Source organism: Holophaga foetida DSM 6591 (assembly GCF_000242615.2).
Taxonomy (GTDB): domain Bacteria; phylum Acidobacteriota; class Holophagae; order Holophagales; family Holophagaceae; genus Holophaga; species Holophaga foetida.
The window spans coordinates 2,317,589-2,332,717 of the sequence record NZ_KI912268.1 but is presented as its reverse complement, the minus strand read 5'-3'; the positions used below and the strand labels follow the sequence as shown (position 1 = coordinate 2,332,717).

Genomic DNA, 15,129 nt, shown 5'->3' with positions numbered 1-15,129 from the left:
GCCTGGAAGGAATGGTTACGCTGATAGCCTCCTCCAGGCGCGGAAGCCTCAGTTCTTGGATGTTTGGATGATTCTCGCCTAAGTCTTTACCCGGAAAATCAGTAAAGGCCAATAGGAAAAGCTAGTTCAGGCTCCAGAAAGTCTCCTGGTTGACCTGGCCCGGTAGCAGGGAGAGGTCCCTGGACTTGGCCAGGTGCGTCAGGAAGGCGGCAAAAGGGACATCCAGGGCCGAAATGGCTTCCTGTTCCTCGGGTGTCCACTCCCCCAGGACGAATTCGTGGAGGGGGCGGAGGAAGGGGCCGATGCCCAGGCGGAGGCGCGGCACCTCCTCGGTTCCGAGGTGTTCCATGATCGAGCCCAGTCCGTTGTGGCCGTTGGCCCGGCCCTTCATCCTGAAACGCCCCGCCCCCAGGGGCAGGTCCTTGTCGTCGAAGAGGACAACCATGCGGCCTGGGTCGAGACCGGCCTCCTTGGCCTCGCCGCAGACCTGGCCAGAAAGGTTCATGTAGGTGGCCGGCACCAGGGCCTGGAGGCTCGGCTCCAGGCCATAGAGGGTGCCGGTCTTGAATAGGTGGAGGGGTTCTGCGTGCAAGCCCCGGGCGGCCATCCAGCGCTGGAGCAGGAGGCGGCCCAGGTTGTGGCGGGTATTGGCATACTCCGGGCCGGGGTTCCCCAGCGGGATCAGGATCCAGGGCAGGCTCAAGCCTCTAGTCCTCGCGGACGGGGCCCAGGCTCAGGCCGCGGAGGTGTTCGGGCACCGGGCTGGAAGTGCTGGTGGAAGGGGGAGCAGCTTGCCTGGGGGCGGCCTGGCGAGGGGCATTCCCCGCGCCGCGAAGGAGGGCGTCCATCTGCTCCCCTGTGGCGAAGGGCTCCAGTCGCTCCAGCTGTTCCCGGGTGGGGAAAGCGGCGTAGCGCGTCCGGCGGGGGCCCCAGATGTCCACGGTCTCGCCCCGGACCTCCGGGATCCTGGGGAGGGTCTGGCGGAAGTAGATGCCCAGGGGGCGCCCCTGGGCATCGATGAAGCCCACAAGGTCCGTGTCCGGGAGTAGGCAGGGGGTCCCTTCCTTCCAGATGGCCATGAGCAGGGAGCGCCCCTGCTGGGTCCGAAGGGAAAGGAGTCCGGCAGGCTGCCCCAGGGCTGGGGGCAGGTCCAGATCCTGGGCCTGGCAGGCCGCCAGGAGATCGCTCTGGCGAAGCTCCCGCTGGGGTTGGGCGATGGGATGGGGATCCTGCAGGGTGGCCGGGAGGATTGTCTGGCCCACGTGCTGGTAGATCGTGGCGGAAATCCGATCGCCTGCGCTGCCGATGGCGGGCCCGATGGCCTCCACCAGTTTGGGCAGGAGCACCTGAGGGGCCACAAGCAGGCAGGTGCTGGAAGGGATAGCCAGGAAGGTGTTCTGCCCCGGGAAGAGCTCCGCCCAGAGCTCGGGAAGCAGGATGCGTGAGGCATCCATGCCGTCCCCGAAGGTGCTCTGGTAGATGCCGCTGGGCAGGCGTCGGACGGGTTTCCCGTGGCTGAGTTCCTGGAGGCGGGTCAGGGCACGGTCTTCCAGATCCTCTTCCGTGACGCCCCAGAGCACAAGCCAGGGACGGGGCACCAGTCTGCCGCAGGCCAGAATTCGCTGGCAAAGACCTTCGAAGAGGGGCTTGAAGAGGAATCCCTCCCGTTCCGCCTGCCAATGGGGCACGACCTGGGGCAGGAGGTCGAACTGGGCGTCCAGCCAGAGGGGAGGCATCTCCTGACCCTTGCTCCTCAACTCGGCGATCGCTTCGGCCCAGTGGCGCCGCTCCTCGGCGTCCAGGTGCTCGAAGTCGCCTTTGACGTCATCGAGCCCTGGCAGATCCAGGGAAATCCCCAATTCCGCAAAGAGTTCCTCCATGGAGGGCAGTGGGGCGCGCTGCGCCCGGGAGAAGAATCGAGAAAGAAATGCCATGATCTGTTTTCCTAGTGGACCCTCCATTTTGCCCGATCCGGGGGTATCTCACATGGAGTAATCTTGGAAGATGGTAGTGGACACCCTCAACAGACCCCTCCGATCGTTGCGCTTGTCCGTCACGGATCGATGCAACTTCCACTGCACGTACTGCAATCCCCGGACCGGGCGGGAGATCTCCTTCATTCCCCACTCCCAGATCCTCGCCTATGAGGAGATGGAGCGTCTGGTCCGCATCTTTGTCTCCCTGGGCGTCAAGAAGGTCCGGCTCACGGGCGGGGAGCCCCTGATCCGGCGGGATCTCATCGCCCTGGTCTCCCAGTTGCGGCGTATCCAGGGCTTGCGGGAGATCGCCCTCACGACCAACGGTTCCATGCTGGAAGAGCAGGCCCTTCTGCTGCGGGAAGCTGGGCTGAATCGCCTCACGGTGAGCCTGGATTCCATGGACCCGGAACGATTCCACCGCTTCGTGGACTCCGACGTACCCCTCGAAAAGGTGCTCAGAGGCATCGCCGTGGCTCAGAAGGTCGGCTTCTACCCCATCAAGCTCAACTGTGTCATGCAGCGGGGGGTTAATGAAGACGACATCATCCCCCTGGCGGAGTACGCCCGTCGCGAGGGCCATGTCCTGCGCTTCATCGAGTTCATGGACGCCGGCAGCGGCAATGACTGGAAGCTCGACCGCGTGGTGCCCTCCTCGGAGGTGGCCAAGCGGATCCACGAGGTCTGGCCCCTGGAGGCGATCCCGGCTCCCGGGAATGCGGTGGCTCAGGATTGGCGCTACCTCGATGGCGAGGGCGAGGTTGGGTTCATCGCTTCCGTCACCCAACCCTTCTGTCAGGGATGCGACCGTGCACGGATTTCGGCGGAAGGCCGTCTCTACACCTGCCTCTTTGCAGCCTCCGGCATGAGCTTGCGCGATCCCATGCGGGCCGGGGCAAGTGATGAGGAACTGGCGCAGCTGATCACCCAGCGATGGAACATCCGGGATGACCGCTATTCCGAGCGGCGCAGCGAACTGACGGAGCGCCTGCCCCGGGTGGAGATGCACCACATCGGGGGCTAGCTACAGCACTTTCAGTGCTTCCTGTAGGCAGGCTTCCCAGACTTCGTCCGGGGTCTCCTCCAGGTAGAACTCCACGGCATTCCCCGCCGGGTGGGCCTCGGGGTGAGCGCTCCAGGCGAGGAACAGGGCATCCAGGCCCGTGGCGTCCAGCTTGCTGTCCCGATGCTTGTGGGACTTGCGGCCCCGATCGGTGTCCGGTCCACGCAACACCAAGCCTTCCCGCTGGGAGGCGTGGAAGGTGAAGGCGTGGCTCCAGACCTTGCCGATGAGCTGGTTGAAGTGGAGGTAGGCCCCGTGGTTGGAGTAGGTGGAGTCCAGGGCCCGCTGAGGGCCCTGCCAGGCGGTGCCCCAGCGCTCGAGAAGGGCTTCAGCCCGCTGCTTGTTACTGGCATGGCGGACGACGGAACTTGCGGCGAGGATGAAATCGGAAAGGACTTCCAAGAGGGCTCCTAGTGGAAAAGCACAGCCTTTCAAATTACCTGGAGCAGGATACTCCGGAAAGCGGGAAGATTGTTCCGTACAACCTTTCCTCTTCCACCCCTGGGAATCCTCTGGTATCTATTTGAGGCTCTCACTCCAGGTCCGAGGTCGCCCATGATCAAGATCGATATTGCATCTGCCCTGATGCAGACCCTCCCCATCTCCAAGGCCACGGCGCTGCAGGTGGTCGATCTGCTTACGGATCATATGAAGAATGCGTTGCTGGATGGGCATCGGATCGAGATTCGCGGATTCGGCGTCTTCGAGCCGCGCCCCCGCAAGCGGGGCATGGGCCGGAACATCAAGACCGGCGACTCCGTGGCCATCCCCAAGGGGCGCTCCATCCGCTTCAAGCCCGGCAAGGACCTCCGGGCCATCGAGATCGGCTAGTCGCGATTGTCCCTTGAGCAGCGCCAGCCCAGCCAGGCGCAGCAGAGCAGGATACCCAGCCAGGCCAGCGCGGTGAGTGTCCGCGCGTAGGTGATGTCCTTGTCCAGCACACCCCACTGGCCCAGGAGGGTGGCCCAGTCGTGTTCGCCTCCTCCCACCAGAGGCAGGAGCTGGGCCCGGGCGTCCGCCATGTAGCGGGCGATATTGAAGCCGTTCTGGAAGAACCAGACTCCCGCCAGGGCCGTGGCCACCGCCTGCCGCTTGTACCAGGCCGAGGCTGCCACCATCAGCGGCACCAGGAGCTGCATGAAGGTGCCTCCCAGGAACCCGATGGTTTCTCCGAAGACTCCAAAGATGGGGTGTCCCGCTTCGTGGAAGACCAGGTTCAGGTTGTCCACCAGGAAGATCCATCCCTCCCGGCTCGCCAGGTAGACCAGCAGCAGCAGCGCCACCGCCCCCAGGGCGCTCCCCAGCTTCAGGGGCGTGACTCTGCTCCACGGCGTCTCATGGATGTCCCGGAACCATTGGATGAGCTCGGCGAGCACGGGTCAATCCCCGACCGGGAACAGCGCGGCGATGGTGTCCCGGTAGACCTCGTTCACGACCCGGCGCCTCACCTTGAGGGAAGGCGTCAGCAGGCCATTCTCGGCGGTCATCTCCCGGTCGAGCAGGGCGATCTTCCGGACCTTCTCATAATTGGGCAGGTGGGCGTTCACACGGTTCACCCGGGTCATGATCTTGGTGTGCACCTTGGGATGGGCAACCATTTCAGCATCGTCCGCGAACGCCAGGTGCTTGCGCTGGCACCATTCCCGCAGGGCAGGCAGGTGTGGCACGATGATGGCCGCAAGGTAGTTCTTGTGGTCTCCGACCAGGACGGCCTGTTCGATGTAATCGTCGGCCCGGAGGGCGTTCTCTATGGGTTGGGGAGCCACATTCTTGCCAGCGTTGGTGACGATGATCTCCTTTTTGCGGTCCGTGATCTTGACCCGGCCAAGGCGGTCGAACTCACCTACGTCCCCGGTGAGGAAGTAGCCATCACTATCGAAAACGTCGCGCGTGGCCTCTTCGTCCCGCCAGTAGCCCTGCATGACGTTGGGGCCGGCGCAGAGGATCTCGCCATCCGGAGCCAGCTTGAGGAAGGGGCGATCCTTGTACTGGCGCAGGATGGGGTTCCCAACGTAGCCTGGGCGCACCTTCCCCAGGCGATTGAGGGTCAGGATGGGGCTGGTCTCCGTCAGGCCATATCCCTCATAGATGGGCACGCCCATGGCCCAGAAGAATTCCATGATCCGAGGGTTCAGAGCGGATCCGCCGGTGACACAGAAACGCAGACGACCGCCGGTCTTTTCCCGGATCTTGGAGAGCAGGATGCGGTCCGCCAGTTCCAGCTGGAGTCGCAGCAGCCCCCGGGGCTGGCGGTTCAGGTAGAGGTGGCGTACGGCCCGATGGCAGGTACTGGAGGCCCACCCGAAGGCCATGCGCTTCAGCAGGCCTCCAGAGGTGGCCATGTCCCGGACCCTGGCATAGATCTTCTCGAAGATCCTGGGGACGGCCATCAGGACGACCGGCTGGACCTCCAGGAGGTTGGCGGGCAGGGAGATCAGGCTTTCCGCGTAGTAGATGGCGATGCCCAGGTAGAACATCGTGTAGTGGCCGCCCGTGCGCTCGAAGACATGGGAGATGGGGAGGACACTGAGGCACCGATCACCGCGCTCAGGCCTCAGGGCTGCCACAGCCACCTCCACCGTGTCCAGGATGTTGCTCATCAGGTTGCCGTGGCTGAGCATGGCCCCTTTGGGATCACCGGTGGTGCCAGAGGTATAGATGAGGGTCAGCAGATCTTCCGGGGTTCTCTCCTTGGCCCATGCTCTGACCTCCGGGCGCCTGGCTTCGAGTTCTGCCCCTTCGGTCTGGAGCTGGTCCCAGGTTACGAAGGCCTTGGGGGCCTCCAGGGGCACCGCCGCATCCAGTACCAGGACGGTTTCCAGTTCTGGCAGCCTGTCCCAGGTGGCCTTGACCTTGGCCAGCTGGGCGTTCGTGGACAAGAGGAGCCAGCGGGCCCCGCTGTGCTGGATGATGTAGGCAGACTGGTCCGGGGTGAGCGTGTGGTAGATGGGAACGCTCACGAGTCCGAGGATGGCGCAGGTGAAATCGGCAATGGCCCATTCCGGCCGATTTTCCGCCAGGAAGGCCACCCGGTCGCCGACTCTCATCCCCCGGGCATGGAGGGCCAGGGCGAGGCGCTCCACCCGTGCCTGGAGCTCCCGGTGAGAGATGGGGACATAGGCCTTGCCGATCTTGGAGGCAAGTGCATCCGGCAGATCGAAACGCAAGGTCTCGTAAAACATCTCAGCAATGGTCTGAACCAAGACTGCTCCATGGGGCGTGGCTTCTGGCATCTTAGCAGGAGGCTGGTGCGGGGGCCCGAAGGGTGCCGGGTCAGGCGTGGGCGCGGTGATTGCGCACGATCCAGGCCACCACCTCCTCCAGGCTCATGTTGCTGGAGTCCAGTTCGGTGGCGTCCGGCGCCTTCCTTAGTGGGGCGATGGCCCGGGTGGTGTCCTGGTGGTCCCGCCGCTCCAGGTCCTGGGCCACCTCCTCAAGGGGGGTCGCATTCCCCTTGTTCCGAAGCTCCAGGAAACGGCGTCGGGCTCGGGCATCCACGCTGGCGGTGAGGAAGATCTTGCAGCAGGCATTCGGGAAGACCACAGTGCCGATATCCCGCCCGTCCACGACCCAGCTGCCCCGCGAACCGATGGCCCGCTGCTGCTCCAGGAGCATCTGGCGGACTCGGGCGTCAGCGCTCACGGAGGAGACCATGCGGGTGATGTCCGGTCTGCGGATGGCTTCGCTGACATCCTCTCCATCCAGGAACTCCCGGGTGCCCCGCTGCTCGATGCGGAGTCCGTCCAGGAGGAGCTGGAGCCTGGATCCATCCTCGAGGGTGATTCCGGCACGGTGAAGGGCCAGGGCTGTGGCCCGGAACATGGCTCCGGTATCCAGGTAGTTCCAGCCCAATTCCAGGGCCACCCGCTTGGCGGTGGTGGATTTCCCGACTCCGGAAGGGCCATCCAGGGCAATCAGGGGCAGATGGTTCACGCGGTCACACACATAGCTTGGCTCATGGCCCTATTGTAAACGGACGGAGGCCAAATGGGCTCCGTCCGTCTCAGTGCCGCTTGCGGGCTACTAGGGTTTCTTGGCGGGTTCAGGGGCTGCGGGAGCAGCTGCCGCTTCCAGTTTGGCGGCTTCAGCCTTGGGCTTGGGAGGGACGCGCCTGCGGAGGTATTCAGCAAAGAAGACGGTCATGGTGTCGCCGTGGGATGCAAGAAACTCGAATCCGTGAGCCTTGCCAGCCACACCCTTTGCGTAGACCCCTGGCAGTCCTGCCAGGGCCTTGCTGTTCTGCCATGCGTCAGCGTCCTCTTCCGAGGCGAAGGTGAAGACCGCGCTCCGGGCATGGTTCACTGCGCCCTTGAGCCTCGCCTCGGTGTCTCCGCCGAATGCTGCGTTTCCGGCGGGGCTGAGGGCCAGGACGGCAATGGGGTGGACCTTGGGGGCGGCCAGGAGGGCGGAGAGGGCGCCGACGCTTGAGCCGGCCAAGCCGAGGCGACGACCGTCGATGCCTGGCTGCCTGCGGAGCCAGGCGGCCACCAGCTCAAGGTCATGGGGGATCTGATCAAAGCCCACCCGTTTGGCGGAGTCTTTGAAATCTTCACCAACCGTCAAGCTTGCGCCATTGTGGTCCGTGCTCTGGCCATGACCCCTGAGGTCCAGGGCCAGGGTGGCGATGCCATGCTTCTGGAGCTGCTCGGCCAAGGGTGCCCATCCGGCCCGATCGGACTGGAACTGGTGGGCCAGGATTACGGCCGCGTGGCGGCCGTGGCCGGCCGGCACGGTCAGGGTGCCCTTGAGAGTGAAACCATCCGGGGTCTTGAGGCTGAGCTCCCGGACGCTCGGATGGGCGGCCGTGAGAAGGGATGGAAGGGCGAGAAGGACAAGGCTGCGGCGCACGGTAACTCCTTTCGGAAGTTGGACTGTCAAGCCGGTGAGGGGGATTTTCAGCGCTTCTTTTTCTTTCTGTTCTTTTCCGACCCGAAGACCTTGGCCAGGAACCCTTCAGGTTGTTCGGGAGCCTGTCCATTGGAGATCATCGTTTCCAGCAATTCTTTCACAAGCTGTTCCTGCTGGGGGGTCAGTTTCTGGGGAACCGCCACCCTCAGGTGCAAGTATAGGTCGCCGCGGCCTGCGCCCCTCAATCGGGGCACACCGGCGTTGGGAATCTTCACCACCTTGTCGCCTGGCGTCCCAGGGGCGATCTTCAGGGTGTCCTGACCGTAGAGGGTCTCGATGGGGAGGTTGCCACCCAGGGTGAGGATCGGCCAGGGCACCTCGAAGGTCCGGTGGAGGTCGAATCCGTCCCTTTCGTAGAGCGGATCCCCGGCCACGTCGAATACGACGTAGAGATCCCCCCGGCCGCCCCCGTTCCGGCCGGACTCGCCCTCGCCATTGAGGCGGAGCCGCTGGCCCCGGTCGATGCCAGCGGGGATCTTGAACTTGATCTTGCTGCGGCGGTGGATGCGCCCCTCGCCCCGGCAGTTCGTGCATGGACTGGGGATGATCTGCCCCCGGCCTTCACAGCGGGGGCAGGTGACATACATCTGGATGAAGCCCTGACGCACGGCCACCTGGCCGTTGCCCCGGCACTGGGGGCAGGCCTGGGGACGGGTGCCGCTCTCGCAGCCACTTCCGCCGCAGGAGTCGCAGGCCTCCATGCGGGGGATTTCGATCTCCTTGGCTTCCACGCCGAAGACAGCCTCCTTGAAATCCACCCGGAGGGTGTATTGGAGGTCGGAGCCCTGTTCTGCTCCCCCGGCGCGACGCCGCTGTCCGGAGCCGAAGATGTCTCCGAAGATGCCCCCTCCGCCGAAGAAGCTGCCGAAGATGTCCTGGAAGTCCGCGAACTGGTTGGGGTCGAACTGAAAGCCGCCGCCCCCCCCGGCTCCGCCCACTCCGGCATGGCCGAACTGGTCGTAGTTCCGACGCTTGTCGGCGTCCGACAGGACGGCATAGGCCTCGGCGGCCTCCTTGAACTTCTCTTCCGCTTCCTTGTTCCCGGGGTTTTGGTCCGGGTGGAATTGCATCGCAAGCTTGCGGTAGGCCTTTTTGATCTCGTCCACGGACGCGTCCTTGGACACGCCCAGGATCTCGTAGTAGTCCCGTTTCGTCATGGAATCAGATTAGCAGACCCGCGAAGGCGGTTTCAGAGCTTCAATCCAGTGGGACCACCCATGGCGTCGCCCCCGTCGAGGCTGCTCATCATGGCCTCGCTGGCTGCAAGGACTGCGTTCGTGAGGAGCTTCTGGACTTCCAGCAGCTGGCTCTCGCAGTTCTTGACGGCCTCGATGTCCTTGGTGGCTACGGCCTGACGGGCGGCATTCAGGGTGTCCCGGACTGTGTTCTGGTCAGGTTCCGGCAGGAACTTTCCGCATTCCGTGAAGCTCTTGTCGCAGGAGAAGAGCAGACCCTCGGCGCTGGCGATGTACTTCAGTTCGTCCTTGCGCTGGGCATCAGCCTCGGCGTTGGTCTGGGCCTCCCGGATCATGCGCTGGATTTCCAGTTCCGAGAGCCCGGAACTGGGGCGGATGCTCATGCTCTGCTCCAGGTTAGTCATGAGATCCTTGGCGCTCACCTTCACGATGCCGTTGGAATCGATATCGAAGCAGACCTCGATCTGGGGGACCCCCTTGGGCAGGGGAGGGAGATTGACGAGGTCGAAGCGCCCGAGGCTCTTGTTGGCCTCAGAAAGCTCGCGCTCACCCTGGAGTACATGGACCTCCACCCGACTCTGATTGTCCACGACGGTGGTGAAGACCCGGCTATCCCGGGTGGGAATGGTGGTGTTGCGCTGGATGATTTTGACGAAGCCGCCGCCCTGGGTCTCGATGCCGAGGGAGAGGGGTGTCACATCCAGGAGCACTAGGTCCTTGACCTCGCCGGTGAGCACAGCGCCCTGGATACAGGCCCCCATGGCCACCACTTCGTCGGGATTGAGGTCCCGGTTGGGCTCCTTCTTGAAGTAGCTCTTCAGCACCTGCTGGACCAGGGGCATGCGCGTCTGGCCGCCCACCAGGAGCACGGAGTCGATCTGATCGGGGGGGAGCTTGGCCTCCTTCAGGGCGTCCTGGATCGGAAGGATCATGCGATCCACGAGGGAGCGGACCATGGCCTCCAGTTCCTCCCGGGTCAGGGAGGCTTCCAGGTGCAGGGGGCCCGCCGCACCCTGGGCGATGAAGGGGAGGCGGAGGTCTACCTTGTCGAGGGTGGATAACTCGCACTTGGCCTTTTCGCTGGCCTCCTTGAGGCGCTGGAGGGCCATGCGGTCCTTGGAGAGGTCCACGCCGGTCTGCTCCAGGAAACGCTCCACCAGCCACTGGAGGATCACCAGATCGAAGTCCTCGCCCCCCAGGAAGGTATCTCCGCAAGTGGCCAGCACTTCGAAGACACCATCGTTCATCTCCATGAGCGTGAAGTCGAAGGTGCCGCCGCCGAAGTCGCAGATGGCCAGGACCTCGCGCTTTCCCTTCTTGTCCAGGCCATAGGCCAGGGCCGCTGCCGTGGGCTCGTTGATGATCCGAACGACATTGAGGCCCGCGATGCGGCCTGCGTCTTTGGTGGCCTGACGCTGGGCGTCATCGAAGTAGGCTGGGACCGTGATGACGGCATCGACGATCTCTTCGTGAAGGAAGGCCTCGGCGGATTGCTTCAGGGCTCGCAGGACAATGGCGGAGATCTCGGGGGGGGCGTAGTCCCGGTCCCCCACCGCCAGCCAGGCATCTCCGTTGGGAGCCTTGGCCACCGGAAAGGGCAGGCGGCTGATGGCCTCCTGGACCCTGGGAGCACTGAATTTCTGGCCGATGAGGCGCTTGACCGCAAAGAGCGTCCGCTGGGGGTTGGTGACGGCTTGTCGCTTGGCGATGTGTCCTACCAGGACATCGCCCTTGTCGGTGAAGGCTACGACCGAAGGGGTGGTGCGACTGCCCTCACGGTTGGGGATGACCCGTCGCTCGCCGCCCTCCATGATGCAGGCACAGCTGTTGGTGGTTCCAAGATCTATCCCGAGCAGCTTACCGGGCATGGGCGGACTCCGGAGGAAAAGGGCTAGCTGTTGCTTTCCGGGTCCTCGTGGTGGGAGGGCTCGGCATGGTTGACGACGACCCGGGCAGGCCTGAGGAGGCTATTGCGCAGGAGGAAACCGTTCTCGAAGACGGCGGCGATGGAGCCATCCGGCAGAGAGGGGTCGCAGGTGGTGGTCAGGGCCTCGGTGTTCTGGGCGTCGAAAGGGTCTCCGGGCTTCAGGTCCACCTTCTCCACCCCCAGGCGCCTGAGTGAATCAATAAACTGTTTATTTATTAGAGAGACCCCTGCGTGGAAGTCCCCGATGGACTGGTACTGGGAACTCAGGCAACGCTCGAAGCTGTCCAGGACAGGGAGGACCTCCAGGAGGAGCTTCTTTTCCGCCAGATCCACGGCCATCTGGATGTCCCTGGACGCGCGGTTGCGGAAGTTGGCGAAATCCGCCAGAAGCCGGTGATGCTTGTCCGTCATTTCGGTCCCGTGCTTCTCGAGTTCCTGGATGCGGGCCTGGGCTTCCCCCAGGCTGCGCTCGAATTCCTTGGCCAGGAGGGAATCTGGACAGTTCGAGACTTCCTCCTCCATGACTTCTGGGGACTTGTCGGCGATCTCGTCAGCCAGGGCCTGGAGATCGTCCACCTCTTCCAGGCCGTCTAGGGTCAGGTCCACGGTCATATCGCCGTCCTGGGGACGGGGATCCTCGGGCTGGTTATCGCTGGGATTGGGATTGATCTGCGTCATGGGGAGATTCTAGGGGGGTCAACCCCTAATGGGAAGGGAGCCCGGAAGGAAGTTGGGCAAGCTTATGGTCTGAAGGTCTGCAGAGAGTCTACATTCAGAGCGATTAGAGCGATCGGTGAATTCGCTGATCGATTTCTTCGGAGATCCAGGTCAGACCCCCGAGCATCCGGGTGTAGTCCATGCGCAGAGGCCCCACCAGGGCCAGAGCGATCCGGTCGTTCTGCGGGAGCGACACCGTACGCATGGCCGTGGCCAGGGGGATGGAGGGGAAGTACGGATTCTCGGAGCCCAGGAGGAGTTGCACCTCATGGGTTGCGGATTGGGCAAAGGCATTGAGAAGCTGGGCCAGGCGGCGGTGCCCCTCGAAGGCCTCCACCAAGTGGCGGAAACGACCGGGATCCCCGAACTCCGGGGTCTTGCCCAGGGACCCCAGGCCGGTCACGACCACGGATGGCTCCCCGGCCGGTTCTCCGAGGTGTTCAGCCAGGTTGGCGAGGCGGGCCCAGAGCCCTCTTGCCTCGTTGGCCTGGCCCTGGAGGTCCGAAAGCAGCTTCTGGCGGAGCTCGTTCAGGGTGAGTCCCTTGAAATGGGCGGTGGCGAAATTGCCAAGCTCGGTCAGGGAACTGGCGTCGAAGCCCCAGGTGTTCTCAACAATTTGGTGTTCCACGTTGCCGGAGGTGCCGATCCAGATGGCCACGATGCGTCGGAGGTCGATGGGGACGAATTCGAGGCGCACCAGCTGGCTGGCGGCCATGCGGACCGGCAGGGCTATGCAGATCCCCCCCATGACCTCTGAAATGATGCGGCTGGCGTGGCGGAGCCATACTTCGGGGTCCCGGTCCAGGCCTTCCAGAGCCACGGAAAGCTTGGCGGTCATGTCCGGCCCGGGAGGCTGGGGGCGCACCCAGCGGTTGACGTAGTAGCGGTAGGCCTTCTCGGTGGGCACGCGCCCCGCGCTGGTGTGGGGCTGGGAAACCAGCTCATCCTCCTCCAGGTCTGCCAGGACATTCCGGATGGTGGCCGGGGAAAGGGATTCGGAGAAGCGCTTGGCCAGCAGGCGGGATCCCACGGGTTCACCCTCCACCAGATAGGCCTCGATGAGGGTCCGGAGAAGAGATTCACTGCGGGTTGGAGTGTTTGGATTCACCTGGGGCACCAGTAGGCCTTCCCTTAAAACTATACTTTCACTCCGTACCACCTGTCAGGAGGACCTGTGAACCTTTCTCACCCCGCCGAAGATATGGAAGTGATCCTCCAGGAGATCTGCGAGAGTTGTCGAAGGCTCTATGCCCGCAATCTCCTGGCAGGGGGGGACGGGAATGTGAGCTGGCGCTTCCCGGATGGGCGGATCGCCATGACTCCCTCCGGTGTGAGCAAGCGGGGGCTCCGGCCCGGGGACTTGGCCTGGCTGTCCCTGGAGGGAGAGGTGCTCCTGGGTTCCCCGAGCAGCGAGCGGCTGATGCACCTGGCAGTGTACCGGGCCTGTCCCGAGGCCCGTTGTGTGGTCCACGCCCACCCGCCCACCACCATCGCCTGGACCCTCGCCCGGCCGGAGTGGGACGAACTGCCCTCAGGTGCTATGCCAGAGGTGATCCTGGCTGCGGGTCGCATCCCCGTGGTCCCCTATGCCCGGCCAGGCACCCCGGCCCTGGGGGAAAGCCTGATCCCCCATCTCCCTGCCCACCGCCTGCTGGCGTTGGCCCGCCATGGGGGACTCGCCTGGGGGGAAAGCCTGGAGGAGGCCTGCAACGGGATGGAGCGGCTGGAGCATATCTGCCAGATCCTGAAGACGGCCCAGGACCTGGGGGGCTTCACGGAGCTTCCGCCGGAAGAACGGGAGGTCCTGAGGGTCCGTCGGGCGGCCATGGGTCCAAGGCTTCTTTAGGCCGCCAAGGGGTTCCTGTTTCGGTGGAAGAGGCCGGAGGTCCTGGCCGTTCCTTCCTCCCGGATCAGACACCAGCAGCCAGAGCCCAGGGCGGCGGGGGCGTGGCTGGTCCCGTTCCGGTGGTGGGCCCACCGCCCCCGGGTGAAGAGCTCGTCCCCATCCTCCAGATGTCCTTCCAGCACGAGGATGCTCTCGGATCCGAGGTGGGTGTGGAGGGGTTGCTGATAGCCGGGCAGAGCCTGCAGCAGGGTCAGTCTGACCCCGCGGTCCTCACATAGGAGCACCGAGCGCGAGGTGGGGTGGGTGCGCCAGGGCCACTGGGAGGGGGGTGGCAGGAGGGCGAGCACTTCCTGCGGCAGATAGGGGGCCTCGGAAGGCATGTGCCCCTGGGCGAGGCTCTCCCGGGCTTGGGAAAGAAATCGGAAGGGGGCGTCCTCCTGCCCGGCCAGATCGACCGGGGGAGGGTCCACGGCCAAGGCTTTGGCGGAGCGAGGGCGGCCCAGGTCTGCCAGGGCCCTGGCCAGAGCGGCCCTGGCCTCCAGCGGCACTGAGGGAAAGGATTCCGTAAGGGCCTCCCGACAGACCCGGGGGGTGACGTTCAAGGTTGATCGGAGGACGGCGCACCCGTGGCAGAGGGAGAGGTGAAGCCTCACACGCAGCCGCAAAGAGGCGGGCAACCTCTCCTCCGAGTAATCGGAGAGGAGTTCGGCAACCTCCTGGCAACTCAGCATCAGGCTCATGAACGCTCCCCGGTCATGAAATCTTCCAGGACACCACGCAGTCCCAATCGAGCGCGATGAAGCCTCTGCCTGACCAAGCCCCGGCTGATACCTAGCATCTGGGCCACCTCTTCCGTATCCATACCTTCCAGATCCCTCAGGATGAAAACCGACCTCTGCTCATCTGAAAGCTTCTCCAGGCCTTCACGAATCTTCTCCCTCACCTGCTCCTGCTCCACCAGGTCCAGGGCCACTGCTTCCTGACTCCAGTCGCGCAGGCTGTCTGTATTCATCAGATGCCCGTCGGGGGCAAAGCGTGGCAGGAAATCCTCGATTTTGTCCTCCCGCTTGCGGAGCTTGGAGCGGCGCATCATCAGGGCCTCGTTGATGCAGACCCGATAGGCCCAGGTGCTGAACTTGCTCATGCCCTGGAATCGGTAAAGTTCGGTATGGATGCTCAGGAGGGCTTCCTGGAGGGCGTCCTGGGCGTCCTGGGGATCCTGGAGAATTCGATGGATACCGGCATAGAAGAGCCCCAAGTACGGCTCCACCAGGGAGCCGAAGGCATCGCCATCCCCTTGAATGGCCTGGGCGATCAGGTTGGCTTCGTGACTGACATCCATTGTTGATGACCTACCGTGGTTGCCGGGGAAGGCGGGTGGTGAGGGGGGATCCGGGCCCCTGGCCAAGGCTGGCGGCGCGAATGTATCCATGATGGGCCGCAACGATCTGCTTGCACAGGAAAAGTCCCGAGCCCGAACCAGGAATGTTCGGTCA

At 64.1% G+C, this 15,129-nt stretch carries 16 protein-coding genes; 3 read left to right on the top strand and 13 right to left on the bottom strand.

From position 1 onward, the window contains the following. Positions 1-121: 121 nt before the first annotated feature. Positions 122-703: an aminoacyl-tRNA hydrolase gene (gene pth / locus HOLFODRAFT_RS20525; protein ID WP_005033115.1), complete on the bottom strand. Its 582-nt coding sequence runs from the start codon at positions 701-703 to the stop codon at positions 122-124. Between the two features lie 4 nt (positions 704-707). Further along, complete coding sequence (locus tag HOLFODRAFT_RS0210410) at positions 708-1,934, bottom strand: DUF1444 domain-containing protein (protein WP_005033112.1); 1,227 nt, start codon at positions 1,932-1,934, stop codon at positions 708-710. A gap of 70 nt (positions 1,935-2,004) precedes the next feature. Here HOLFODRAFT_RS0210410 and moaA point away from each other — a divergent pair, with 70 nt between their 5' ends. Next, on the top strand, positions 2,005-3,000 hold the full coding sequence (gene moaA / locus HOLFODRAFT_RS0210405) for a GTP 3',8-cyclase MoaA (protein ID WP_005033110.1): 996 nt from the start codon (positions 2,005-2,007) through the stop codon (positions 2,998-3,000). Here the strand turns inward: moaA and HOLFODRAFT_RS0210400 are convergent, their stop codons facing one another. Beyond that, on the bottom strand, positions 3,001-3,441 hold the full coding sequence (locus HOLFODRAFT_RS0210400; RefSeq protein ID WP_005033108.1) for a hypothetical protein: 441 nt from the start codon (positions 3,439-3,441) through the stop codon (positions 3,001-3,003). 153 nt (positions 3,442-3,594) lie between these two features. Between HOLFODRAFT_RS0210400 and HOLFODRAFT_RS0210395 the strand changes: the two genes are divergently transcribed. Further along, positions 3,595-3,870 carry an HU family DNA-binding protein gene (locus HOLFODRAFT_RS0210395; protein WP_005033107.1) on the top strand — a complete coding sequence of 92 codons (276 nt, stop codon included), beginning with the start codon at positions 3,595-3,597 and terminating at the stop codon, positions 3,868-3,870. Here HOLFODRAFT_RS0210395 and HOLFODRAFT_RS0210390 read toward each other — a convergent pair. The 8 genes from HOLFODRAFT_RS0210390 to hrcA all read right to left on the bottom strand — a co-directional run bounded on the left by HOLFODRAFT_RS0210390 (position 3,867) and on the right by hrcA (position 12,895). After that, positions 3,867-4,415 carry a hypothetical protein gene (locus HOLFODRAFT_RS0210390; protein WP_005033104.1) on the bottom strand — a complete coding sequence of 183 codons (549 nt, stop codon included), beginning with the start codon at positions 4,413-4,415 and terminating at the stop codon, positions 3,867-3,869. The genes HOLFODRAFT_RS0210395 and HOLFODRAFT_RS0210390 overlap by 4 nt on opposite strands. A 3-nt stretch (positions 4,416-4,418) precedes the next feature. Further along, entirely contained in the window at positions 4,419-6,242 is a 1,824-nt protein-coding gene (locus HOLFODRAFT_RS20520; RefSeq protein ID WP_005033101.1) for an AMP-dependent synthetase/ligase, read from the bottom strand. A gap of 70 nt (positions 6,243-6,312) precedes the next feature. Then, on the bottom strand, positions 6,313-6,972 hold the full coding sequence (cmk, locus tag HOLFODRAFT_RS20515) for a (d)CMP kinase (protein WP_211237948.1): 660 nt from the start codon (positions 6,970-6,972) through the stop codon (positions 6,313-6,315). A gap of 90 nt (positions 6,973-7,062) precedes the next feature. After that, positions 7,063-7,887 carry a dienelactone hydrolase family protein gene (locus HOLFODRAFT_RS0210375; RefSeq protein WP_005033096.1) on the bottom strand — a complete coding sequence of 275 codons (825 nt, stop codon included), beginning with the start codon at positions 7,885-7,887 and terminating at the stop codon, positions 7,063-7,065. A gap of 47 nt (positions 7,888-7,934) precedes the next feature. Then, on the bottom strand, positions 7,935-9,104 hold the full coding sequence (gene dnaJ, locus HOLFODRAFT_RS20510) for a molecular chaperone DnaJ (RefSeq protein ID WP_005033094.1): 1,170 nt from the start codon (positions 9,102-9,104) through the stop codon (positions 7,935-7,937). A gap of 32 nt (positions 9,105-9,136) precedes the next feature. Continuing rightward, entirely contained in the window at positions 9,137-11,011 is a 1,875-nt protein-coding gene (gene dnaK / locus HOLFODRAFT_RS0210365; RefSeq protein ID WP_005033092.1) for a molecular chaperone DnaK, read from the bottom strand. A gap of 23 nt (positions 11,012-11,034) precedes the next feature. After that, complete coding sequence (grpE, locus tag HOLFODRAFT_RS0210360) at positions 11,035-11,748, bottom strand: nucleotide exchange factor GrpE (RefSeq protein WP_005033090.1); 714 nt, start codon at positions 11,746-11,748, stop codon at positions 11,035-11,037. A gap of 103 nt (positions 11,749-11,851) precedes the next feature. Next, positions 11,852-12,895 (bottom strand): heat-inducible transcriptional repressor HrcA, encoded by a 1,044-nt coding sequence (gene hrcA / locus HOLFODRAFT_RS0210355; protein ID WP_158412944.1) that lies wholly within the window; start codon positions 12,893-12,895, stop codon positions 11,852-11,854. 66 nt (positions 12,896-12,961) lie between these two features. On the opposite strand from hrcA, the gene HOLFODRAFT_RS0210350 reads away from it, so the two are divergent. Further along, positions 12,962-13,633: a class II aldolase/adducin family protein gene (locus HOLFODRAFT_RS0210350; RefSeq protein WP_005033085.1), complete on the top strand. Its 672-nt coding sequence runs from the start codon at positions 12,962-12,964 to the stop codon at positions 13,631-13,633. Here the strand turns inward: HOLFODRAFT_RS0210350 and HOLFODRAFT_RS0210345 are convergent. Then, the gene (locus tag HOLFODRAFT_RS0210345) at positions 13,630-14,373 is read right to left on the bottom strand and encodes a cupin domain-containing protein (protein ID WP_005033081.1); all 744 of its coding nucleotides are present in this window, start codon (positions 14,371-14,373) and stop codon (positions 13,630-13,632) included. The two genes, HOLFODRAFT_RS0210350 and HOLFODRAFT_RS0210345, sit on opposite strands and share 4 nt — an antisense overlap. After that, entirely contained in the window at positions 14,370-14,975 is a 606-nt protein-coding gene (locus HOLFODRAFT_RS20505; protein WP_005033080.1) for an RNA polymerase sigma factor, read from the bottom strand. The genes HOLFODRAFT_RS0210345 and HOLFODRAFT_RS20505 overlap by 4 nt, the downstream gene beginning before the upstream one ends. Positions 14,976-15,129 lie beyond the last annotated feature (154 nt).